23 protein-coding genes and 4 pseudogenes are annotated in these 23,133 nt (G+C 57.7%); 16 read left to right on the top strand and 11 right to left on the bottom strand.

Annotated elements, in window-relative coordinates:
• Positions 1-2: 2 nt before the first annotated feature.
• The 3 genes from E1N52_RS38100 to E1N52_RS38090 are packed head-to-tail and all read right to left on the bottom strand — an operon-like array spanning position 3 to position 3,264.
• Positions 3-1,316: an ATP-grasp domain-containing protein gene (locus E1N52_RS38100; RefSeq protein WP_205965736.1), complete on the bottom strand. Its 1,314-nt coding sequence runs from the start codon at positions 1,314-1,316 to the stop codon at positions 3-5.
• A gap of 14 nt (positions 1,317-1,330) precedes the next feature.
• A complete protein-coding gene (locus E1N52_RS38095; protein WP_133189676.1) occupies positions 1,331-2,554 on the bottom strand; it encodes an ATP-grasp domain-containing protein in 1,224 nt (407 codons plus the stop codon).
• Positions 2,551-3,264 (bottom strand): hypothetical protein, encoded by a 714-nt coding sequence (locus E1N52_RS38090; protein WP_133189674.1) that lies wholly within the window; start codon positions 3,262-3,264, stop codon positions 2,551-2,553. The genes E1N52_RS38095 and E1N52_RS38090 overlap by 4 nt, the downstream gene beginning before the upstream one ends.
• A gap of 456 nt (positions 3,265-3,720) precedes the next feature.
• Here E1N52_RS38090 and E1N52_RS38085 point away from each other — a divergent pair, with 456 nt between their 5' ends.
• The 8 genes and pseudogenes from E1N52_RS38085 to E1N52_RS38055 all read left to right on the top strand — a co-directional run bounded on the left by E1N52_RS38085 (position 3,721) and on the right by E1N52_RS38055 (position 11,492).
• Complete coding sequence (locus tag E1N52_RS38085) at positions 3,721-4,653, top strand: LysR family transcriptional regulator (RefSeq protein WP_133189672.1); 933 nt, start codon at positions 3,721-3,723, stop codon at positions 4,651-4,653.
• Between the two features lie 439 nt (positions 4,654-5,092).
• Positions 5,093-6,739: a nif-specific transcriptional activator NifA gene (nifA, locus tag E1N52_RS38080; RefSeq protein WP_133189670.1), complete on the top strand. Its 1,647-nt coding sequence runs from the start codon at positions 5,093-5,095 to the stop codon at positions 6,737-6,739.
• 229 nt (positions 6,740-6,968) lie between these two features.
• Positions 6,969-8,462, top strand: coding sequence for a nitrogenase iron-molybdenum cofactor biosynthesis protein NifE (nifE, locus tag E1N52_RS38075; protein WP_133189668.1), 1,494 nt, complete (start codon positions 6,969-6,971; stop codon positions 8,460-8,462).
• 22 nt (positions 8,463-8,484) lie between these two features.
• Positions 8,485-9,840, top strand: a complete 1,356-nt coding sequence (nifN, locus tag E1N52_RS38070) for a nitrogenase iron-molybdenum cofactor biosynthesis protein NifN (protein ID WP_133189666.1) — start codon at positions 8,485-8,487, stop codon at positions 9,838-9,840.
• A 55-nt stretch (positions 9,841-9,895) separates the two neighbouring features.
• Positions 9,896-10,309: pseudogene (gene nifX / locus E1N52_RS45085) on the top strand (nitrogen fixation protein NifX); the annotation flags it as partial.
• Positions 10,310-10,384: 75 nt separating this feature from the next.
• On the top strand, positions 10,385-10,585 hold the full coding sequence (locus E1N52_RS45080; RefSeq protein ID WP_246089400.1) for a CCE_0567 family metalloprotein: 201 nt from the start codon (positions 10,385-10,387) through the stop codon (positions 10,583-10,585).
• Between the two features lie 15 nt (positions 10,586-10,600).
• Positions 10,601-10,909, top strand: a complete 309-nt coding sequence (gene fdxB / locus E1N52_RS38060) for a ferredoxin III, nif-specific (protein ID WP_133189662.1) — start codon at positions 10,601-10,603, stop codon at positions 10,907-10,909.
• A gap of 16 nt (positions 10,910-10,925) precedes the next feature.
• Positions 10,926-11,492, top strand: a complete 567-nt coding sequence (locus tag E1N52_RS38055; protein WP_133189660.1) for a nitrogen fixation protein NifQ — start codon at positions 10,926-10,928, stop codon at positions 11,490-11,492.
• A 341-nt stretch (positions 11,493-11,833) separates the two neighbouring features.
• Here the strand turns inward: E1N52_RS38055 and E1N52_RS38050 are convergent.
• Positions 11,834-12,521, bottom strand: a pseudogene (locus E1N52_RS38050) (transposase); the annotation flags it as partial.
• Between the two features lie 299 nt (positions 12,522-12,820).
• Here E1N52_RS38050 and E1N52_RS38045 point away from each other — a divergent pair.
• A pseudogene (locus E1N52_RS38045) lies at positions 12,821-13,038 on the top strand (IS66 family transposase); the annotation flags it as partial.
• Positions 13,039-13,150: 112 nt separating this feature from the next.
• Here the strand turns inward: E1N52_RS38045 and E1N52_RS38040 are convergent.
• The 7 genes and pseudogenes from E1N52_RS38040 to nifV form a co-directional block, all read right to left on the bottom strand.
• Positions 13,151-13,636, bottom strand: a complete 486-nt coding sequence (locus tag E1N52_RS38040; RefSeq protein ID WP_133189658.1) for a hypothetical protein — start codon at positions 13,634-13,636, stop codon at positions 13,151-13,153.
• A 76-nt stretch (positions 13,637-13,712) separates the two neighbouring features.
• A complete protein-coding gene (locus tag E1N52_RS38035) occupies positions 13,713-14,012 on the bottom strand; it encodes a ferredoxin family protein (RefSeq protein ID WP_133189656.1) in 300 nt (99 codons plus the stop codon).
• Positions 14,009-15,322: an FAD-dependent monooxygenase gene (locus E1N52_RS38030; protein ID WP_133189654.1), complete on the bottom strand. Its 1,314-nt coding sequence runs from the start codon at positions 15,320-15,322 to the stop codon at positions 14,009-14,011. The genes E1N52_RS38035 and E1N52_RS38030 overlap by 4 nt, the downstream gene beginning before the upstream one ends.
• A gap of 11 nt (positions 15,323-15,333) precedes the next feature.
• Positions 15,334-16,446, bottom strand: a complete 1,113-nt coding sequence (locus E1N52_RS38025; RefSeq protein WP_133189652.1) for an electron transfer flavoprotein subunit alpha/FixB family protein — start codon at positions 16,444-16,446, stop codon at positions 15,334-15,336.
• Positions 16,443-17,294, bottom strand: coding sequence for an electron transfer flavoprotein subunit beta/FixA family protein (locus E1N52_RS38020; protein WP_133189650.1), 852 nt, complete (start codon positions 17,292-17,294; stop codon positions 16,443-16,445). The genes E1N52_RS38025 and E1N52_RS38020 overlap by 4 nt, the downstream gene beginning before the upstream one ends.
• 88 nt (positions 17,295-17,382) lie before the next feature.
• A pseudogene (locus tag E1N52_RS45630) lies at positions 17,383-17,604 on the bottom strand (nitrogenase-stabilizing/protective protein NifW); the annotation flags it as partial.
• 68 nt (positions 17,605-17,672) lie between these two features.
• The gene (gene nifV / locus E1N52_RS38010; protein WP_133189646.1) at positions 17,673-18,809 is read right to left on the bottom strand and encodes a homocitrate synthase; all 1,137 of its coding nucleotides are present in this window, start codon (positions 18,807-18,809) and stop codon (positions 17,673-17,675) included.
• 407 nt (positions 18,810-19,216) lie between these two features.
• On the opposite strand from nifV, the gene nifB reads away from it, so the two are divergent.
• From nifB to E1N52_RS37975, 7 genes are all read left to right on the top strand, one after another.
• Positions 19,217-20,818, top strand: a complete 1,602-nt coding sequence (gene nifB / locus E1N52_RS38005) for a nitrogenase cofactor biosynthesis protein NifB (protein ID WP_205965737.1) — start codon at positions 19,217-19,219, stop codon at positions 20,816-20,818.
• Between the two features lie 67 nt (positions 20,819-20,885).
• Complete coding sequence (locus E1N52_RS38000; RefSeq protein ID WP_133189644.1) at positions 20,886-21,080, top strand: 4Fe-4S binding protein; 195 nt, start codon at positions 20,886-20,888, stop codon at positions 21,078-21,080.
• Positions 21,081-21,328: 248 nt separating this feature from the next.
• Positions 21,329-21,550: a hypothetical protein gene (locus E1N52_RS45480; protein ID WP_342777946.1), complete on the top strand. Its 222-nt coding sequence runs from the start codon at positions 21,329-21,331 to the stop codon at positions 21,548-21,550.
• Complete coding sequence (locus E1N52_RS37990) at positions 21,547-22,011, top strand: nitrogen fixation protein NifZ (RefSeq protein ID WP_133189642.1); 465 nt, start codon at positions 21,547-21,549, stop codon at positions 22,009-22,011. The genes E1N52_RS45480 and E1N52_RS37990 overlap by 4 nt, the downstream gene beginning before the upstream one ends.
• Positions 22,012-22,127: 116 nt before the next feature.
• Positions 22,128-22,346, top strand: a complete 219-nt coding sequence (gene nifT / locus E1N52_RS37985) for a putative nitrogen fixation protein NifT (protein ID WP_133189640.1) — start codon at positions 22,128-22,130, stop codon at positions 22,344-22,346.
• Position 22,347: 1 nt separating this feature from the next.
• Complete coding sequence (locus E1N52_RS37980; RefSeq protein ID WP_133189638.1) at positions 22,348-22,626, top strand: hypothetical protein; 279 nt, start codon at positions 22,348-22,350, stop codon at positions 22,624-22,626.
• Positions 22,627-22,929: 303 nt separating this feature from the next.
• The coding region (locus tag E1N52_RS37975; protein WP_484217453.1) for a transposase at positions 22,930-23,133 on the top strand (204 nt) is incomplete at its 3' end.

Genomic DNA, 23,133 nt, shown 5'->3' with positions numbered 1-23,133 from the left:
AGTTAACAGCCCCTATGAACTCTTTTAAAACCGTCTCTTAGGGTGATGTCATGTGTACTGCTATTCGGCGAGCCCACGCTTTCGGCCAGCGTGTATCGGAAATCGCGCAACGTCGCGCGAATTGCCCTGTCGATTTCTTCCTCCGATGCGCCGCGATAGCGGAAGCGTGCGAGGATGTTGCTAGAGCGGCGGGAACCGTTGAATAAGTGACGTCTCACCGGGAAGATAGATTCGTAAAGCCCCGGGATAGCGTTCGGCAATTGTGCGTCGACGAATATCTTGCCGACGGGCTCTGGCAGCATCAAGAATCCACCGCGTGTGGGCGAGGTTGACGCGACTGACGCCGCCTGCGCCCGTGCGGCGAACCGCGCCTCGTCACCTGATTGGTGGGTGACCCAGAGGTCGAAGAGGTCGACGCCGTACAATTCATGGAAAAGAAAGGGGATTTCCCCGCTGCCGACACGGGCACCGACTTCCAGAAAATAGAATCCGTCGCAAGCTCCGATTATCTCGAGATGAAACGGTCCATTACTCAAGGCGAGCGCTTTCAGGCATGCCGTCGCAAATTCAAGCACAGCATCATTGAGCGGCCCCGGGTCGAGCATCACCGAGCCTAGGGGTTTTCCTTGTGCAAACTGAAGACGGGTGTTGATGTAGCGGGACGCGCGCGCAATTACCCATGTGTTGTCTCGCACGAAACCGTCAACGTGATAGACGGGCCCTTCGATGTACTCCTCGCACTCATACTCAACCAGCGGTAGTGTCGGCCACAACATATCCAAGCGCGTACGGGTGTCGATGAGCCGTACGTCTAGGCTTGCGGCTGCGGTACGTGGCTTTACAATGATCGGAAAGCGCATTACAGGGGACGAATTTGCTTTCGCAAAGGCCACATCTTCCAACGCTGCAACGCGTGGCACACGCAGGCCCGCGGCAGCAACGGTATGCTTCATAACGGCCTTGTCACGAAAGCGGACGACGGTATCGTGAAGGTCGCCAGGTATATTGAACGAATTGCGCAGTCGCGCGGCCTTCAGAAGGTCGAATTCGGACAATGCGATCAGCCTGTCGATGCCGCCGAGCGCCGCTTGACAGGAGGTCATCGCCTTATGCAGCGCGTCTTCATCGAGGATGTCGGATAGCTCTTCGACGTGCGCGGTTTGAGAGGTGTCGAGCGCAGCCGCGCCGTTCGGCGTGCAGATATAAGCGACGTTATTCGCCGCATGATCGATGTAGCGATGGTAAGCTGCAAAGCCGTCAGACCAGCGGTTAAGCACGACTATGCGGCTACGCGGGGCGGGGTTGTTGGTTGTCATGAAGGGCAAATCGTTCAGATATCTTTACAGGCCCGGCGGGATCCGAGCGTTCTCAGCGCTTCGGCAAGGCGCAAATCAAGGGTCGGGCGATCTGGCGCGATGAACAGCACATGGCCGACACGGCCGCTCATCGCCACTCGCAGTGGCACTGTGCCGCCGATATGAGAATGGACCTCCACCTCCTGGAAACCTGGTATGGCGCGAACGCGTTCGACGGCGGCCGCGTCGCCTACAGGTGTGAAGAACCGTACGCCGCTAACACACACGGCAGGTTTTGCATCGGCGTCGGGGGCTGGCTCGGGATCGCCGAGGTGGCTGCGTATCGCTATTTCCGGCAGAGAGATTGACCTGCTGAGTTCGATCAGCCGATAGATGCGATCACCTCCGAGGCAGGCCGCGATCTTGATCAGCACCGGACCGTCACGTGTTATGCGCACTTTGGCGTGGAAAACACCGACGGTCAGTCCAATCTGCGCCGCGGCGTGCTCGACGTAATTGACGAGCGCGGCTCCTTGGTCCGCGGTCAAAGAGGCTTCGACAAAGTGGCCCAATTTTGTGAAATTCTGCTCTGCGCCCAAGAGATTTTCGGTTACTGCGACGACGCGGGGTCCGTGCTGGCTGCCGACGTAGCCTTCGACGCAGTACTCTGGGCCTTCCAGATACTGTTCAAGGAGCAACACGTTGCCGGTCTTATGGTCGATATCGACAACGCCGTGATGCATTGCGCAATCGACCGCAAGTTGCAACTGGGAAAGAGAATTGACGTACGTCACATGCATGCCTCCGCCGCGGACAGGCTTGAGGACGGCTGGAAAACCTACGTGTAAAGCGGCTGTCATGACGTCGCCATGATGTGCGATGAGGGCGAACACAGGAACCGCCAGTGCGGCGGCGGCGAGATGCATGCGGCTGTAGTATTTATCGCGCGTGAGTGCTGCCGCTTCCGGCTGCAAATGTGGAAGACCGTGGAGCGCCGCTGATTCAGCTGCTACGCCTGTTGCGTATTCGCAACCGGGTACGATCGCATCGACGCCGATGGCGCATGCGGCGACCGCCACGGCGTTCGGCGAGGCAGTGTCTACCATCGTGTACGGTACCGTAGCGGCCTGCAGTTTGCGTGACAGGGGGGGCTCATCGCAGTTGGCCGAAAACACGTGGGTGGCCACGCCAAGGCGCACAGCTGAGGCGACAAGCGCGGTCCCGGACGAACGCGGCTCAATCACGATGATGGCGGTCATTTGAATGCTGCCTGTTCTGTGCCGGGTTCCGGCCGGGGTAGGGTCGCGACACGCAACTCTTCGAAATACTCGTGAATCATTCCGACAAAGTTGTTCAAATAGATCTCTGCTTTCCCCATTCCGCCCCAGCCGCCGATCGCGAGCTTCAGAGCGATCCATGTGGAGTCTTCCAGGCTGCGCGATTCGGCGTACTCAATGTGGCTGAGCGTACCTTTTACGTAGTCGTGCCCGAATGCGCGCGCGGCTGATTCCGCGATGACCTTGTTGTAGCGGCCCGAATACCATGCCTGCAACCAGCTCCAGAGCATCGTAGGGAGGGGGCCATCGCGGACGATGCTGAAGTAGAGATATCCGATTAGCTTGTCTGTACTATTGAATGGTCTAATGCTGTCCACGCTTGCTGCGGTCAGGCCGAACCGCTCGAGGTCATGCAGAAGATGGCATTCTTGCCCATATTCTTGTGCGAGGTGCTGCGCGAGCATCTGCGCGAGCGAGTTATCCTCGCGGCCGATTTTGTAAAGCGCGAACGCGCCTACTTCGTTGTTGAGCCGGATGCGTAACACGGTTTCGACGAGATGGCGGCGATAGTACTCACTGTCGATCCAGTCGCCGCGGTGGAACGCAACGGTTTCCGGCGAAATCGCGAGTATCTGGTCCATGGCGTGCTTGGCAAGCGCCTCGAAGCGAACCCGATCGTTGGGTGTATTCATGTGATCTCCAGATAAGATGAGAAGGAGCGAACGCGGCGCGCTGGGTTGCGGGTCGGCGGCGCATGAACCGGAGACACGAATTCTCGTCGCACGAAGCAATGCTGACTCCCTCGGATTGCGAAAGTCGCCACGCCTGGCCTCGAAGCTGCGCACCGGTCGTTGTGCGACGAGAAGGCGTTGAAGGCCGACCGCTCTCGGGTGGCCCCAAATTGGGTCGCTCTTTGCAGAGCGGTCTGCTTTGGCAAACGCCATCGCATCGAAATGATTTCTGTCAACCGAAAACTGGCCCAATCGTCTCCTTAAACACAGCGAATACTTTTTGCAACACGTATCTAGGCATCATTCTCATTCGTTTTTTGCTCACCCATGCTCTCTACGTGGGCGACGGAAGCATACTAACTGCAGCGGTATGCGTGGTATAAGCTGATAATGTTTATGTTTGAATGAGGGAAATTGATGATTCGCGATCTAGACAGCACGCTACTGCGTACGTTCGTGACGGTAGTGGAAGCCGGCAGTGTGAGCAATGCTGCCATGGAGCTACATCGTACACAGGCTGCCGTCAGCATGGCCCTTCGGCGGCTCGAAGACACAGTCGGCCAGCGCCTCCTTGAACGTTCCCCGCGCGGCGTGAAGCCGACCTCTGCGGGCAACGTTCTGTTGCCGTATGCACACAAGCTGCTCGAAATTGGCCTTGCGGCCCGTTCCGCCCTTACTTCGGGTGAAGTTGCGGGCACCGTGAAAATCGGAATTCCCGAGGACATCGCAATGAGTCACCTCCGCCATGCACTGCGGCAATTTTCGACATTGTTTCCTGATGTAGCCCTGGAGATCGTCGTTGATGCGAGTCCGGCCTTATCGCAGCGGCTCATGAGCAACACACTCGATTTCGCGATTGGTGATCCAGCTCTGATCCCCGCGGAACCGCTCGTCACCTGGCGACATCCCCTTCGCTGGGCGGTTGCGCGCACGCGCAACGATAATCTCGGAGACGGTCCGCTGCCGATTGTTGCATTCGGCGGTGCATGCCGGTGGCAGGAGAGCTATTTTGCCACGTTGCTTGAAGCAGGTATCGCTTGGCGCGTGGCCTGCAAAAGCACGAGCCTCTCTGCGGTTCAGTCAGCCGTTGAGGCTGGGCTCGGCGTTGCGCTGCTTCTGGACTGGCAGGTGCGCCGCGATACGATGCGTGCGATCGATCACCGTGCAGTGGGGTTGCCGCTGCCGCCGGTGGCGGAATTCGGTCTCTTTAGTCCTGGGCGCTTAGAAGACCGCTCGTCTGCGGCCAACGCACTTCAGCGTTTTCTTTTCCGTTCGCTGCAACTGAGTACTCTTGGAGACAGTGCACACGACGGAGCGTCAGCAGGCTTGCCACCGCGTGCTTCAAACTGATGAGCCTCTGAGACAAACGCGTCGAAGGGCCGAACTTCGGCGCGCCAAATGGAGGTGCAGACGATAACGTCCTGTTTTTTGAATCCAGCATTAACGCAAAGTGACGCGTATTCTCTAATTCACGCGCAGTCCTGCTATTTCCTCACAAATCAAGTGCGCGACTCATACATTTAAACATAGACTGCCGCACAGATCTAAATTTGTCGCAAAACCTACGTTTTTTTTCGGTAGTATCCCATCTGCGCACAAAGATACCTCGTGTTCTTTGTCACATTTCTGACGCCGCGACTGCGATTGTGTCGTCTCTGTCTGCTTTTGTCGGATTTCGTGCCCGTTGCGGCAAGAATTCACCGTGGCTTGCGCAAATGTAGCGCCGCCATTCATTGTGTTGGGACCCGGGTCCCGCGGCGCTAACGTGCAATTTCCGGAGTTCAGATTTATGTCGCATCTCGATGTCAATGAGAGTCATCTCAATTTTGACGTGGTCTACGAAGTAGTAAAGACGTTGACCTCGTCACGAGATACCGAAAGGACGTTGGAGACATCTTTGCGTTACCTCTCATATGCGTGCGGATGGCGCTCCGCGTTTATTGCGGTCGCTGAGCCAGACGGCCATCTGGGCGGCCTGTGTGGCACGGGGTTGTCAGCGGGCTGGCGTGAACGTCTGCGTTTCCTGCCCAATGAGGGGGTATTGGGGCGAATACACACCAACGACTCGGCTGTGGTGGTGGCGAGACTGCGTGATGAACCACTCTTCGTGGACAGCATCGAGATGTTTGACGGATTGGAAGGTGAGCATGTGGCACTGCTCGGGGCGTCGATCAGGTATGAAGGGCGTCCGCTCGGCGTACTTGTTGCGTTCTGCGAGAATACGGACGGACAGCGCGTCTTTGCTAGCGACCTCCAACTCATGAAGGTCGTCGCGGCGTCGATGGGCCAGGCACTTCTGCTTGATGGTGCGTCGGGGCAGATGCACCAAACCGCGCGACAGGAGATGAGACGAGCGGTCTATGCTGACCAGACTTCGCATCGTATCGACAATGTGCTCGGAGAATCTGCCCCTATGCAACGCGTCTTTTCGCAGGTTCATCAAGTAGCGCCTACGCGGACGACGGTGCTTTTGCGCGGCGAGAGCGGAACTGGAAAGGAGCTGATCGCGCGCGCGATTTATGGGTTATCGCCCCGCAAGGACCAGCCGTTCATCTCAGTGAACTGTGCGGCGCTCACTGAAACACTGCTAGAAAGCGAATTGTTCGGCCATGAGAAGGGAGCGTTTACCGGTGCGCAATATCAACGCAAAGGGCGTTTTGAAGTGGCACACGGCGGGACACTTTTCCTCGACGAGATCGGCGACATTTCGCCTTCGTTCCAAGCCAAATTGTTGCGGGTTTTGCAGGAGCGAGAGTTCGAACGGGTGGGTGGCACCACCCTGGTAAGAGTCGACGTTAGGCTGATCGTCGCCACGAACCGCAACCTCGAACAAATGGTGAAGGCGGGGGAATTTCGTGCGGATCTCTACTACCGCATCAACGTCGTGAGTATCCTTTTGCCGCCGCTGCGCGAACGCCGCGAGGAAATTCCGGCAATGGCGCAGCACTTTCTGGACCGCTTTAACCGCGACAATCGTCGATCTTTGCATTTCAATGAACAAGCGTTTCGGGTTCTGTCCAGCTGCTACTGGCCTGGCAATGTGCGCGAGCTGGAAAATTGCGTTGAGCGTACCGCGACCATGGCGGATCACGACACGATAGATCGATTTTCCTTTCTGTGTGAGAGAGGCCGGTGCCTCACCAAAGAACTGCATTACATCGAACGAGAAGACGCTGTGCGTCCTGCCCGCACATTGGACGCTACAAACAGTGAAGTGCCGAATGCCCTGTCGAGCGTAAGTGCCGGTGATTGGAATGAGGGTAGCTTCGAGACGCGAAGCGGTAGCGACATGCCGGGGAGCGAGCGGGAACAGCTTGTGTGGGCAATGGAGCGCTGTGGATGGGTACAAGCGAAGGCCGCACGACTCCTACATATCACGCCGCGGCAGATCGGCTACGCACTGCGTAAACACGGGATCAAGCTGCGCCGCTTCTGACGGCCGCGGCGGTTGCGCGCATGCACTTGGAGAGACTGGGCGAGAAGACTACCGGCAGGCAGGCTCTTGCCTGTCGGATCACTGTAGTGATTGGTTGAACTTCTTCAACGCAGGTAACAAGAACGACAAATCTGGCTTCGGCATAGCGCCGCTATGACCGCTAACTTGGGCTGCGATGGTGGTACGCAATTTGCCTGCAGTCGTGGACTTCTATCGTCAGGACTCTACGATGTGGCTAAAGACGAGCGCTGTCGAGATCTTCAACGAACCGGGTTGCGCAAAGAACCTGGCGAAGAGCGAAAAGGAGCGCAAGCAAGGCTGTTCGAAGCAGGTTTCGCCGGGGGCGGCCGCCGGCGGATGCGCATTCGACGGCGCGCGGATCGCATTGCAGCCCGTGGTCGACGTTGCACACTTGGTGCACGGGCCTATTGCATGTGAAGGAAACTCTTGGGACAACCGCCATTCGGCATCGTCTGGGCCGACTCTCTACCGCACCGCGTTCACAACCGATATTAACGAACTCGATGTAATTTACGGTGGCGAGAGGCGGCTCTTCAGGAGTCTGCGTGAAATTTTCGAAAAGTACGATCCGCCCGCCGTGTTCGTCTATCAGACGTGCGTGACCGCATTGATCGGCGATGACATAGACGCCGTATGCAAGCACGCGTCGGAAAAGTTCGGTAAGCCCATCATACCGGTGAATGCGCCCGGTTTCGCAGGATCCAAAAACTTCGGCAACAAGCTCGCAGGGGAGACGATCCTCGATTACGTCATCGGCACGTGCGAGCCGGCGTACAAGACACCATTCGATATCAATCTTATCGGTGAATATAACCTCTCGGGCGAGTTGTGGCAGATAAAGCCGTTGTTCGAGGCGCTCGGCATCCGGATTCTGTCCTGCATCTCGGGAGACGGCCGCTACAGCGAGATCGCGAGCGCACACTGCGCGAAGGTCAACATGGTGGTGTGCTCCAAGTCCATGCTCAACGTTGCGACAAAAATGCAGAAGCGCTACGGTATTCCATACCTCGAGGGTTCATTCTATGGAATTGGCGACATGAGCGACGCGCTGCGCGGGGTCGCGAGGCTACTGGTGGAGCGGGGTGCGCCGGACGATCTTATCGTGCGCACCGAGCACCTTGTCAAGGCAGAAGAGGCGCGCGTATGGGGGCGCATTGCTCCGTACAGGCAGCGGCTCGATGGCAAACGTGTGCTGCTCATCACGGGGGGCGTGAAGTCATGGTCGGTGGTCGCGGCGCTGCAGGAGGCCGGGCTCGAGATCGTCGGCACGAGTGTGAAGAAAAGCACGGAGGGGGATAAGGAAAGAATCAAGGAGATCATGGGCGATGAGACGCGCATGGTCGACAATTTGACGGCGCGCGAGATGTACAACATGCTCCGGGATGCGAAGGCCGACATCATGCTGTCTGGCGGGCGCTCGCAGTTTGTCGCACTTAAGGCGCGCGTGCCGTGGCTCGACGTGAATCAGGAGCGACACCATCCATACGCTGGCTACGAGGGCATTGTTAAATTGGTGCAGGAGATCGACCGTGCAATCCAGAACCCAGTCTGGCAGCAGGTGCGTATTCCTGCGCCGTGGGACGACGAAGGGCTAGTGCATCGCGAGGGGATTCGTAAGTCTTCCGCGCACATCAATCCGATTCCGCGGGGCGCAGACGGTGAGGCCTACGATTGGAACTTCCGCGCGGCGGTATCGAGTTGAGTTTCAGAGTGGGGCACATATCATGGCGATAGTCGTCGAGTCTGGAAAAGCCTGTACCGTTAATCCCCTAAGAATGAGTCAACCGCTCGGCGCGACGTATGCAGCCATGGGTCTTGATGCATGCATGCCGGTAATGCACGGCTCGCAGGGCTGTACGTCCTTCGCGCTCGTACTACTGGTGCGCCATTTCAAAGAAGCCATTCCGCTGCAAACAACGGCGATGAGCGAGGTCACCACGATTCTCGGCGGATACGAGAACGTAGAGACAGCGCTGCTGAACATTCGCAAGCGCGCGGCGCCTAAGATCATTTTGCTCTGCACGACGGGCCTGACTGAGACGAACGGCGAAGATGTGGAGGGGCACCTTGCGATGGTGCGAAAACGCAAGCGCGAACTGGACGATACTGAACTCATCCTCGTATCGACACCGGACTATATTGGTGCCTTTGAGGACGGCTACAGGCGCGCTGTGACCGCGATCGTCGAGACACTGGTGAAGCCGTTGCCGACGGTGCCTCAGCAGATCAATCTGGTGCCGGGCAGTCATCTATCGCCTGGCGACATCGACGAGCTTCGCGAGATTATTTGCGCATTCGGACTGGAGCCGATTGTGCTTCCAGATGTTTCCGGCTCCCTCGACGGCCACCTTGATTCTGCGTGGCGTGGCACGACGCTGGGCGGAACGACGATTGATCAGATCCGTGCCGCGGGGGCTTCGTCGTTCACAATTGGCGTGGGTGAGCAAACGCGCGACGCCGCCAAGACGCTCGAAACAATTGCCGGCGTGCCGTTCGAGATCCTCGAGCGGCTTACGGGGCTGGAGCCGAACGACCGGTTCTTGCATCGCCTTGCACAACTTTCGGGGCGTGCAGTCCCGGCCCGGTATCGCCGGCAGCGCAGCCAGCTACTGGATGCGATGCTCGACAGCCATTTTTATACTGGCGGTCTCAAAGTGGCGATCGGTGCGGAGCCGGACCTGCTGCTTTCGATCGGTTCGCTGCTCCGTGAAATGGGTGCGGAACTATCTGTTTGCATCAGTACCACTGCTTCGGCATCGCATGCGCTGTTGCCGGCAAGCCAAGTCATATTGGGGGACCTGGAGGACATGGAACGAGGCGCGAATAATTGCGACCTGCTGATCACGCATTCGCACGGCAGGCAGATGGCCGGTCGCCTCGGAAAGCCGCTGATGCGCGCGGGCTTGCCGGTGTTTGACCGCGTCGGCAACGCCCATCGTTGCCAGATAGGTTATCGCGGCACAATGAATCTTATTTTCGAGATTTCCAATCTCATGGTCGAGAGGATCTCGCAATCTCATCCGGGCGACTGGAAACTGCCGCAATCATTGGGCGGTCTTGATGTTTCGGTTCCGGGTTAGGTTTAAGAGAAGGGTGTTACATGCCGTAACTTGAACTTTATGAGGAGACCAGCGCATGAAGATCGCATTTGCGACACAGGACAAAGTGCACGTCGACGCTCATTTTGGCTGGGCGAAAAGCATTGCGGTCTACGACGTGACGACGGAAGAGCATACACTTTTACAGATTTTTGATTTCGGCGACAAGCTGGTGCAGGACGGCGATGATGAGAAACTTGCGCCGAAGCTCGAAGTGATCCGCGACTGCGCGATCTTGTATGTCGCGGCCATAGGCGGTACTGCGGCTGCGCGCGTAGTAGCACTTAATGTCCATCCAGTGAAAGTGCCGCAGCCGTTGCCGATCGAAGAAATTCTAATCAAGCTGAGCAGGGTTCTGAAAGGCACGCCGCCTCCGTGGTTGCGCAAGAAGCTCACCAGGGAACGTGGCAGATCGTACGATTTTGCAGGGGACGATGAGTTGCCAACTGGCCAAAACCGATCTTCGAGTATGGCGGTTCATGTTGCCAGTGACGCCTGTAGTGCGTCGTCCGATAAGGAGGGCATGATGAGTAACGATTCGCGGGAACTTAAGACGCGCCTGAAAAGACTCAACTCGTTGGCCACGCAGGCGAAGATGGATCTGCACGATCTGTCAGAAGAACTTCCAACGGGTTGGGAGCAGATAATGGTAGTCGCGCAACGCTGTCACGACGCGCATGCCGCGCTGATGCAGGCACGTCAGACCGCAGTTTCGGCTTCCGATTAAACTCCGGATCTCCAAATGAGCCATCTTTTTAGCGTGATACTCCCAAGCGGAGAGGTCTGGATACCTCGCTTTGTAGATTCACTCGATGAACAAAAATGCATCGGTTGCGGGCGATGTTTCCGGGTGTGTTCTCGCGGCGTACTTCAACTGTTAGGCATCGATGAAGCGGGGGATCATGTTCCACTGGATGATGACGATGAAGACGAGGACGAGCATGAAAAGAAAGTCATGACAATTGCGTATCGAGGTCTCTGCGTTGGCTGCACGGCATGTGCGAAGATATGCCCGAAAGGATGCTACACACATGCTGCGGCTCAAGTGTGAGCAAGCGAGGATTCCTATGGATTACTACGCGGCGTTAATGCGCTATGCGAGAAACCCGGACGACTTGACGGTGCTTGCGGTCGCCGGTGTGCTCGCAGCCGTGGTCGACGAAGGCGGTACGGAAAGATTGCCTATCCCCGGACTGGATGCCGAGGAGACACACTGGCTGCTTGCTCGCTGGTTCCCCGATGCTGAGAGTTCACTGGGCCTTTACTTTGGCGCGCCGGCTGCAGATTCACAACCAGGACCGTCTTATGACGACATCGATCTTGTAACGTTGTTAAAGACATACGCCAATCCGGTGGCAGGCACAACGACCGAGATCCAGTGCATTTCTCACGCACTGGCCTGCGCTTGCGCAGGCAAAAAACATTTGTGGCAGGAGCTACGCCTTTCTTCGCGCGGCGAATTGTCGGCGCTTCTCGAGTACTGGTTTCCGGCGCTTGCTGAAAAGAACGTTCACGGCATGAAGTGGAAGAAGTTTCTCTACAAGGAACTTTGCAGGAGCGAGGCGTTGAACGTGTGCCGGGCCTCAAGCTGTGGGGAGTGTGCGGAATATTCTAGTTGCTTCGGGCCGGAATGATTTTGCGGATCAGTGGCGACTCGGATTAGTATAGATATATTTGATGCCTTCTTCTGACGGTTGCAGGATGAATCACGTAGTGTATGTGATGTGGTGCACAGTACGGCCTAGTGATATGAATCCAAAACGATTAGGAATATTAACGTTAGTCGGTGGGGAACAGTTACGAAGAAGTTAAAGAGGGTGCTCTGTGGTGCTCTGATGGTCGCTGCGCTGGTGGCGGCGGCGGCGCTGGCTTCTGCTGCCTCGGAAAAGGAATGCGCGTGGCTAAACGCGGAGAGCCCTTGAGAGAGTTTTACCGTTTACTGGTGGCCCGGCGGGGGGTGCCCCTATGTGGTTCGTCAAGCGGTTGGGGCTGACTTGGGTTCGTAAAAGGTGCCGTCTCGCAGCATAGCGAACAGGACGTCGCAGCGGCGCCGTGCCAGTGCGATGAGCGCGTGGTTGTGCCGCTTGCCCTGCTGGACCTTGCGTGCGTAGTAAGCCCGTGAGACGGGGTCTCTCAAGGCGGCGAAGGCCGATAGAAACAATGCGCGTTTGAGCACCTTGTTGCCGCGTCTGGACGGATGCTCGCCACGGATGGATAAGCCTGCGCCGGGTAACTGGTGCGAGGCCAGCGTAGGCCGCCAGGTGACCTGCCGAAGCGAATGCTTTGTGCGCGACCTCGGTGAGGAGTCTGGCGGCGGTCCTGACGCCGACTCCCGGCATGCTGGTCAGGACCGGCCAAAGAGGGTGAGCAAGCACTAGCCGCTCAACTTCGGCGGCGATTTCGTCGCGCTGTTTGCGCAAGGAGGCGAGCTGCTGGGCTAGACGGGGCATGACGATGGTGGCGGCCTGCGTGCCGGGCACGATCACGGCCTGTTCACCCAGCGCCTGAACGACTTCGGCGGCCAATCCCTTGCCCATGCGTGGCGCGAGCTTGGTTGGTCGGTTGGCAAGCGTCTTCTCGCTGGTTGCAGCAAGCGCCGCTGGAGACGGGTAGCGCTCGAGTAGATCAAGCACGGCTGGATGTTCGAGGCGCGGTCCGAGAACGCATCTCGTTATACAGAAGTGGCGCAGTAGCAGCCGTTTGTCCGAAAGCGCATTGAGCGATGCACCTGCGTGATGGGCGTTAACGGGCGGATTTTCGCGTTTCGCAATTTACTCTCGACTTTTCGAATGCAGATTCGTAATGAGCCGGGAGCGTGGGTGGACGAGGAATTTGAAACACTGGATCTGGGTGACCCGAGGCGGACTGGCGACAGCCGGTCGATGCGGCCAGACCCTGCAGCGCTTCGTGAACGTATGTGACAACGCACGCGTAGCACAATGCACGCGCGTAAACTGCCTGCATGGCATCCAGTGACGCTACGCTTCCGGACGACATCGAGGCCGTGAAGGCTCTCGTGCTTGCACGTGAGGCGGCGTTACGTGAGCGCGAAGGTGATCTGCGGATCTGCGCGATACTGTGACGACGCTCCAGAAGTCGCTCTCGGACCGGGCGCTTGAAATCGAGCACCTGAAGCTGTGGATCGCGAAGCTTCAGCGCATGCAATTCGGGCGCAAGTCAATGTAGCTTGCCCGGCCGGATTGAGCAGGGGACGAGGATTCGTCGCCGGATTGGCGGCCTGATGTATTGGAGGGACTTCACGCGAGGTAGGCGGCTGGCCTGCCGGTAGGGCTTATCGGCGCCCGGACTGCGCGAGAAGGGCTTCCACCACGTTGAAGCCGACGCAGTCGGCCGGGTCCAGCCGGCGCAGCTTGGCAAGGAGCTTTAGGGCAACCGCGGGTTCGCGGCGGCGAACGCTGATAAAGGCCAGCGCCTTCAGCGTGAAGAGCCAAAAGCGTGCCGGTCCAGGAATCGTGAAATCTGTGTCGCCTGGCTGTACCGCACACCAGTCAATGTCAATTGACGCTTCCCGCGCTGCAGCTGTCAAAGCCTTGGTTGCAACTTCCTTCGCCTCGCCAAGCTCGCCCCGGTTCGCGTGAAACTTGTATAGCAGATAGTAGGGTGGCAGGCAGCGCGGGTGACAAATAACGGCGGTCCACAATGCAGCGGTAACATCGTCACAGCGGCCGCCACGTGTGTCCTCGATTAGGTGCAATACGGAAGGAGGCACGGCGCCGCCAAACAGATCTGTCGACTCAATGCCAGTAAGGAGATTCATTGACTTGCTCCGAAACGATAAGGCTTCTGACCCTTCCTGTGATAGGCGGAAGCCGAAATGCCGAGGTCGTATTCGTCTATCCAAACTTGAACTGGATTCCGTGGCCACCCCTCGGGTACTCCCAAGAAAGGTTGTGGTGTTCCCTGCATAGAATGCGACAACTGCCGCACTCAAGGCAGCCGTCGGTAATTAGTGTCACGGCGCCGTTGTTCTCGTTCCGATAACAAGAAGCGGGGCAGACGAACGTACAGCTTTTATCGCTACATTCATTAATGCAGGTCTCGGGATTTTTTATTTGGACGTGTGGTCGGCCGACGTCAACGCGGTAACGGTTTTGGAATAGCTTCTCGTCGATGTTCACAGTAAGTCTGGTCATCGGAAGGCCCTCCAGAGTTTGTACGCGTCGCCCACCAAGCCTGTTAGTGAGCGACTTTTGCGGAAACTCGCCATGACCTCACCCTTCTTGGTCTGCTTGTCCACGCCGTCGACCGTAATCATTGTCCGAGCCGCTTTGGCGACGAGATCAGGATATGTGGTGAAAAAATGCGGATTGCGATGCAAGATCTTCGGCATGTCTCGGTACTTGAACAGGTCCTTCATCACGAAACTCTTGTCGAGCGCGGCCTTGTACCCGGAGAGGGCGCAAGCCCGATAGCTGTGGCCTCCGGTGGCTTTTGCGGCTATCGCGGTCTCCGCGGCGAGACGTCCTGTCGTCATGGCAAGATTAGAACCTTCGCGATGTGCGGAATTGACGAAGCCACCGGAATCGCCGACGATCATCCAGCCATTGCCGTACACTTCCGGGATTGCATTGAAGCCCCCTTCGGGGATCAGATGCGCACAGTACTCCTTCATTTCACCGCCGGCGATGAGCGGGGCGATGGACGGATGACGCTTCATTTTTTCGAGCAACACATACGGGCTTGTACGGTTCGAGTTGTTTTTGAAGTCGCTCAGCATACAGCCGACGCCGATTGTCAGCGACTCCTTGTTAGTGTACAAGAAGCCGGTTCCAGCCATGCCGTCGGTGATTCGGCCGACCATCTCAATGACAACGCCCTCGTTATCGGCAACGTTAAAACGCTGGCAAATTATTTCCTCAGGCATAAAGAGAATCTCCTTCACAGCCAGCGCGACATTGCCCGCCTTGATTTCGCCGTGAAAGCCTGCCTTACGCGCCAATGTCGAATTGACGCCGTCCGCGAGGACCACGATGTCCGCATAGACTTCGCCGTGTTCGCGGTCGCATTGCACACCGACAACCTGGTCTCCGTCCACAATCAGGCGATTTACCGTGGTCTCGCAGATCAGCAAAGCGCCTGCTTCACGTACTTTCGATGAAAACCACTTGTCGAACTGTGCCCGTATGATCGTGTAGCGGTTATATGGGGGATTGTTATAGTCTTCGCTGCGCGCGTGCGTGCCGACAAACGAGGTATCGTCGAGCATCCACAGGCGCTGCTCGATGATGTGGCGCTCGAGAGGGGCATCGTCGCGGAAGTCTGGAATGATCTCTTCCAGTGCATTGGCGTAAAGAATCGCGCCCTGAACGTTTTTGCTTCCGGGATACTCGCCGCGTTCAATCTGAAGCACTTTCAGCCCGCCTTTCGCCATAACGTAGGCTGCGGCGTTGCCTGATGGTCCAGCTCCGACCACAATGGCATCGAATTTTGGGGAGGTTATCATGTTTGTTTTCCTTACGAGTCTAGCCGCTGCGGTGTCAGGTGCTGCTTAAAGGCCTGTGTTAGTTCTGGTAGTACGCGCATTGCGTCCCCCACAACCCCGTAGTGTGCGTAGTCAAAAATCGGGGCGTTTGGGTCGGTGTTGATTGCGACGATGACGTCAGAGCTTTCCATTCCGACCCGATGCTGGATCGCACCAGAGATTCCCGCGGCGATATAAAGCTTGGGCCTGACAGTTTTGCCGGTTTGTCCGATCTGGCGTTCGGCTCGGACCCAACCCGCCTGAACGCATGGGCGGCTGGCGCCGACTTCGCCACCGAGCACCTGCGCCAGCTCGAATAGCAGCTTGAAGTTCTCGCGATTCTTGAGTCCCTTGCCGCCGCTCACGATCACGTCCGCGTAGGCGAGGTTGATTTGATCGCTCGTTTCGTCGGGGATGAAGTCAAGCAATTTAGTTACTATATTGGCCTCGATCATCCCGAGCGTTTCCTGCACGATCTCGCCACTGCGGCCTTGCTGCGCCGGCGGCATGGACATGACTCGTGGGCGCACAGTCGCCATCTGAGGGCGAGATTCGAGCGTCATGATCGTACATAGCAGAGAGCCGCCGAAGGTCGGCCGCGTCGCAGCTAGTGCACGCGAGGCGGGATCGATATTCAACTCGGTGCAGTCGGCTGTAAGGCCAGTCAGAAGCCGTGTTGCGACAGAGCCCGCGAGATCTCGGCCCATTGAAGTCGCACCGAGCAACAGTATCTCGGGGCAATACTTGCTAACCAGATCTGACAGGCCTTTCGTGAACGGTTCATTGCGATAACCGCGCAACACCGGATCGTGGATGACATACGCTTTGTCCGCGCCCAGGGTGAACGCCTCAGCGGCAAACTGCTCGAGTGGCTCTTCAGTACCGCCGAGTACCGCTACAGCGACGTTGCTGCCTAGTTTGTCGGCGAGCTTGCGAGCCTCACCGATCAGTTCCCACGATACGCTGTGCGCTCGGCCACGGTCGTGCTCGATGAAGACCCACACGCCCCGATAGTCTTTCATACGGTCGGGAAGTTCCACGTTGCAGCCGTTAGCCTGTGCGATCGGCGCACCCGGTTTTTTTTTCCAAGCAACAAGCGAATTCATGCATTCCTCTCCGTGAGCCGCAGGTCCGCCTCCAGCGTCGGATGGCGAGTGAAGATCTTATGCACGAGTTGAGCCGCCGCGTCGTGGAGACTCGACTCGTCGAATTCGATCATCTCGGCATCTTCTTCACGCGGCGTTGCGCCGAACACCTTACGTACGACGGTATGTGAACCCTTCAGCCCGATCTTGCTGACGTCATCGATCCCGGCCTGCTCGCGGTTCCACTTGCGTACGGGGAAGCGAGCGGCATGGATTACTCTGGGCAGTGTTGCGAAACGCAGATCGTTCGTGTTTTCAAGCATCGTAACAAGGCACGGCAACGCAGTCTCGAGTACCTGAACGCCCCCTTCAGCACGGCGTTCGACCATGATCGTGCGTCTGACGAGGTCGATCTCGAGGATTCTCGACACGTAGGTAAGCAGTTGGATGCCCATGCGCGTCGCGATGCCCGGGCCGACCTGGGCTGTATCACCGTCGATCGTTTGTTTGCCCGTAAAGATCATATCCACTGAGCGTTCACTCGCGATCTGGCGTGTCGCGGCGGCCAACGCATAAGAAGTGGCGAGCGTGTCGGCGCCGGCGAACGACCGGTCGGTGATGAGCACGGCGTCGTCTGCACCGTAGCTGATGCATCTACGCAGTGCGTCCTCGGCCTGTGGTGGTCCCATAGAAAGTATCGTGACCCATGCGCCGAAGCGGTCTTTTAGCCGCAACGCTTCTTCTAGCGAGAAGAGATCGTAAGGGTTGACGATTGCCGGCACGCCTTGCCGCATGATGGTGTTGGTCACAGGGTGAACCCGAATCTGGGCAGAATCCGGTACTTGCTTGATGCAAACGACAATATGCATTGAGGCTCTCCTGATCAGAGGCCGCTGCGTGCCGACAGCAACGCGCACAGGCTTTTGAGGAAGACGACATGCCGGTCTGCGGCCTTCTAACGACTTTAAACACTCGTTGTTCAGGGGGCCTGGATACAACGAAGTCGTCGCAGGCCTTCCGCAGCAAGCCGTGATAGGTAAGCCGTCGCGGGGGCGGCGTGTCGTTCTGATATTTGATGTACCGAAGGAAGCGTTTCATGATGTGCAGGCGGTTCAACTTCACTATTCTTTCGTCGAGGGCAATGCAAAAGACTCGGAAATCCTCCATAGATGAAAGTGGACGAAGTTTCGAATAAGCTCTTCCATGGGTTTGCTCCTCCTAAGTCCGTTTTTCGCTATGAGCGGCCTTCAGGACGCTCTGACTAGCGTGCTCCGTGACTCACTTAAAAAGCGGCGGAGATCGATTGCGCTAGGCGGCTGCTTATGTTGCGTGGCGAAGGCGCGGATGCGCGGTAGCAGTAGCGGCACAAGCCGCTCCGATACCTTCAGGCCCAAAGCGTCATATGCGTCACGCACGCCTTGAGACCCAGAATGTTTGCCGAGCACCGTAGACCGTTGCCGGCCCACCTCTGCGGGATCGAATCCTGCGTAGGTTGCGACGTGTTTGGAAAGGCCGTCCGTGTGAATTCCCGCTTCGTGAGTAAAAACGCCTCTACCGACGATGCTTTTTCCAAAGGAGACGGCTCGGCCCGACGCATGTTCGACCAGCGACGAAATAGCGGGCAGCGCTTTAGTGTCGACCCCCGTATCTCGTCGCAGAAGATGACGTGCTCCCATCACGACTTCCTCTAGCGCCGCGTTGCCGGCTCGCTCGCCAAGACCGTTGACTGTGGTGCTGGCATGTGTTGCGCCTGCCGCAAGGGCCGCTAACGTGTTGGCTGTGGCCAGCCCGAGATCGTCGTGCGCATGGATTTCGATCTCGAGGTCCACGGCAACGCGCAGCGCCGCAATCGCGTGGTATGTCTCAAACGGATCCAGCACGCCAACCGTGTCTGCGAAACGCAAGCGCTGAACCCCGTGCTGCTGTGCGCATTGAGCCACTTCGATGACAAATGAAGGATCCGCGCGCGAGGCGTCTTCCATGCCGAGAGAAATCGTTGCGCGACTTCCGATTGCTATGTCGACAACTCGCGCAATTTGACTCAGAACCCACGTACGCGACTGCTGCAGCTTGTGGCGCAGATGAATATCCGAAACAGGGATGGAGAGGTGAACGATGTCGGCATTGCAACGCAATGCCGCCGCGAGGTCGCCTTCGGTGAGGCGTCCCCAAACGATTATACGGGAGTCGAGATTTAACCCGGCAATTTCCGCTATGCACGCCATTTCCTCGTCGCCCATTGCGGGAACCCCGACTTCGAGTTCCGGCACGCCGGCCTGCGACAGGGCGCTCGCGATCGCGCATTTTTCCTCGACGCGAAATGCAACACCTGCAGTCTGCTCACCATCGCGGAGCGTCGTATCATTAATAATTGGAACATGCATGTCAAGTCTCCCGAGAGATGTCGATAGCGCTGCAAACATCGTGCCAATGGGATGCTACGGCCGAAGTGCGGTTCTGTTTGACCCTGAAATGCGTCATGTCGGGAATCTGAGTACGTGGTGTGATAAGTCGCGTCGGGAATGTCCCATTCCCAACAGTGTCGCGCTTGAACCTGGCCGATCGGGTTATCGGCGCACGCAGAAGCGGTTGCTTTTATCGCGAGTAATTCAAATGAATAAGAACTGAGACACAGCGCCAGCGCAGCTGGACTACCCATGTGTCATGGCGACGGAGCACGGCGATGCTCTCGGCTTCAAGTATCGTCCGCTCGCACATCGTGCGTTTTCGCGTTGGCATGGATTTCGCTGTGAGCGATGGCACGCACACTGTTCATTGCGGAGAGATATCCATGCACGATTGCGCAAATGCCGGCGCTCTGATCTTGGCCGACGGCGCCAGAGTCACACACATCATGCCATCGGTGTCGGCCGCGGATCCAATTGCCCGATACGGCCGCTCTGATTCAAATGGCGCACCAGGCGGGTCAAGTTGCTGTTCGACCGACGCACCAGAAAACATCAGTGTGGAGGTGTGGGAAAAGGTTAGAGATCACCCGTGTTATTCGGAAGAAGCGCATCGCCATTATGCGCGCATGCATGTCGCAGTGGCGCCCGCCTGCAATATCCAATGCAACTACTGCAACCGAAAGTATGATTGTTCGAACGAGTCGCGGCCTGGTGTGGTATCAGAGAAGCTCACGCCGGATCAGGCCGTGAAAAAGGTGATGACCGTCGCCTCGAGGATTCCGCAATTGACTGTCGTCGGGATCGCGGGCCCGGGGGATGCACTGGCCAATCCGAACAAAACGTTCGACACCTTTCGTATGCTTCGCGAACTCACGCCGGACATTAAGCTATGTCTTTCGACGAACGGGCTTTCGCTGCCTGACTATGTCAACGAAATTTGCGATTACGGCATTGATCACGTGACGATCACTATCAACATGGTCGACCCTGTCATCGGCGAAAAGATCTATCCGTGGATCTTTTGGGATCACAGAAGAGTCACGGGTGAAGAGGCCGCGCGAATTCTGCACGAGCGTCAGATGCTAGGGCTCGACATGTTGAGCGCGCGTGGCGTACTTACGAAGATCAACTCGGTACTCATCCCTGGCATCAACGACGAGCACCTGGTCGAAGTGAATCATGAAGTAAAGAGGCGGGGGGCATTTTTGCACAACATCATGCCGCTGATCTCGGATCCTATGCACGGCACGTATTTCGGTGGCCGTGGCCAGCGCGAGCCTACCGCTGGCGAGTTGAAGGCCGTGCAGGACGCCTGCATGGGCGGCGCGGCCCTAATGCGCCATTGCCGGCAATGTCGTGCAGATGCCGTAGGCCTTCTGGGCGAAGACCGCCATCACGAGTTTTCGCTCGCAAGCATCGAACACCTGGACGCCGTGGACACGCTTGAGCTTGGCCGTACACGTCGACACCGCGTCGACGCCGAATGCGATGGAGAGTGCAAGATGAAACATAAGACACGAGGCTTGTCAGGAGCGACCCGGGTGCTAGGCGATGTCGAGGTGCGGATTGCCGTTGCGACGAAGGGAGGCGGGCTCGTCAACGCACATTTCGGCCATGTTTCCGAGTTCCAGATTTTCCAAGTCAGCGCCGCTGGAGCCCTGTTTGTCGCGCACCGCCGCGTGGGCGCTTATTGCCGCGGCGGCGATGGCGCTGAGGATGACTTGGTGCCGATCATACACGCGATCAACGATTGCCATGCTGTGCTGGTTGCAAAGATTGGCTTGTGTCCACGGAAGTCGCTATTAGAAGCGGGAATCGAACCCGTGGATATGTACGCCCACGAACCAATCGAAAAAGCCGCGCTTGCATGGCTCACCGACTATTGTGGCCGTCTCGCGACTGGCGAAATTGACCACACGGGCCGCGGCGACGCGGCAATACCACAGATCGGATTGACTAGGGTGGGCGAAGATGCCCGTGTTTGAGCGGCAGGTAGCGTAGTCGTCACGACGTGCTCGGTTACACAGGAAATCATCACAAGGAGTGCCTGGTATGGCCCTAAAGATCATTGCCTCCGCCTGCACTGGCTGCTCGGCGTGCGAGCCGCAATGCCCAAATGTCGCCATCATCGAGAAAGGCGGCGTCTTCGCAATCGATCCGCGGAAATGTACCGTGTGCGAAGGGCAATTCGAAAGTCCGCAATGCGTGGCAGCGTGCCCTGTGGACGGGTGCATCGTGCCGGCCTAGCGCTGCGGTTCCGCTGCTTTGCGCAGTGTTCCCGACGATTATTCAATTCGACGATTTCTAAATCATGTTGCCAAATTTTGCAGTGACACCTGCCGCCGAAAAGTTCCTGCACCGTATCGTGCGCTTTTCCGGGCTGCCATCCGGTGCGGGCGTCCGTATTTGTGTGAGTACCGGCGGTTGCTCCGGATACGAAGCCGAACTTAGCGCCGCCGACGATGCGCAGCCCGGTGATGAGACTACGGAGATCAATGGATCTGCGGATTTTCTTGTCGGCAGAAAGTCGGCTGTTGCTCGACGGCTTTACCGTCGACTTCGTCGAAACACAAGACAGGTGTGGTCTTGCATTCAACAACGGCAATCAAGCATTTGGCGTCGCCGCGCGCGATGGCGCAGGCAAGTCGAGCGTCTCTCGCATCGACGCGAGTGCGATCGGGCGCGGACTTAACTCATTGCCGCGGGAGGTGTCATGAAGCGTGCATCCCTGTATTTAAATGAGCTGGGCGTGAGGGACGTTGAGAGCGACGATGCAGTCGAACTCGCTTTTCCACCGCGGTTCGCCGTTGGCGAGCGAGTGATTTCACGCGCCGTGATTCGTAACGACGGTACATACAACGGTAAGGCTATGGGGGAACTGCTCGTGAGCCAAGGCGATGCCGGTTATGTCAGCGCAATCGGCACGTTTCTGCAGCGGTTCTACGTCTATGCGGTTCACTTTTTCGAAGGAGACCGCCGTGTCGGAATGCGCGCGAAGGAGCTCTGCACGCTCGACCGCCTGCCGCAGGACGTGCTCGCACAACTGGGGAGGCGCGCCGACGCGCTTCGCTGGATCGGTTCGTGGCACGCCGATATGGAGAAGGAGAACTGCGTGCAGATGCCGACGCTAAGCGCCGAGCGTATTAGTGAGCCGCTCGATGATGGTGGACTCCCTTAACTCAGCCTGTTTGTGTGGGATAAGGCGGCATCGTACTGCGCACGTGCGGCATATCCGCCGGTTGTCGCAGCCATACGTCCGGCGGGAATCGCTTAACCAACCCGGGAGATATAAACGTGAAGGTCACGATCCGAAAGGATGACAATGGCGTATTCAGGGCTTATGTTCCGAAGAAGGATCTCGAGGAGCCAATCGTCTCCATCGATGGAGCGCAGCTGTGGGGTGCACGTATTACGCTTGCTAACGGCTGGCAGTTTCAGTTGCCCGAACTTGCGAACGACACCACGCTTCCGGTAACTGTCGAGGCGCGGCGCGTGTCAGGTGGGTGCGAATGACATGGGCCTTACTGTGGAACAGATTCATGCGATAACTGAGCTGGTTTGTACCGAACCGACGCTGCTGGAAGCCGCGGTAATTTGGCGAAAGCGATATCCCGAGGTGCGCATCATTCGGATCACCGCAGTCGAGCTAAGCGACGAGAAGCCCTTCCTCGAGTTCCGTGGTCGCCGGGTCTATCTAGCGACATGGACAGGCATTTGCATTAACGTGACCACGGACGCAGCGCAAGCGGATCTGCTCATACTGACAGAGGAGGCGTTTTGCGATGGCGACTGAAGAAATCGCACGCGGGCTGGCCTACCGGACCACGACGATCCAGGTTGTTTTCGCGGGCTTTTGAGTCGTTAGAGGATGCCATTGTCGCGGTGACTCGACGCTCGGCAGCTCGATGGCCCTGCGTGTGCTGGGCATCGGGACGGGTGACGCAATTACCAGCGCACCCTGCACGCCCCATCCCATAGACTGCACGTTGAATTACCGTGGCCGGCTTAGCAGGCCGCTGAAATACCGCTTAAACACGTCATCGCGCAGAGCTCGTGAGGCGTTGATAGATGGACCACTACTTGTCCCCTGGAGATCATGCGCGGCGCCGACACATTCACCGAGAGTCTGTTTTCCATGCGCAAGCTGGACGACTTCGTCCCCAAGTCGCATCCGTTGCGTTCGATCCGCGTGATGGCGAATGAAGCGCTGGCGAAGATGGATCGACAGTTCGCCCAGATGTACGAAGCGGACATAAAGGGCGGGCGGCCGAGCATCGCGCCAGAGAAGTTGCTGCGAGCC

Origin of the sequence: Paraburkholderia guartelaensis (genome assembly GCF_004353905.1) — a bacterium.
Classification (GTDB): Bacteria; Pseudomonadota; Gammaproteobacteria; order Burkholderiales; family Burkholderiaceae; genus Paraburkholderia; species Paraburkholderia guartelaensis.
Note: the sequence above shows the minus strand (reverse complement) of the source record. Positions and strands in the feature narration are given on the sequence as shown.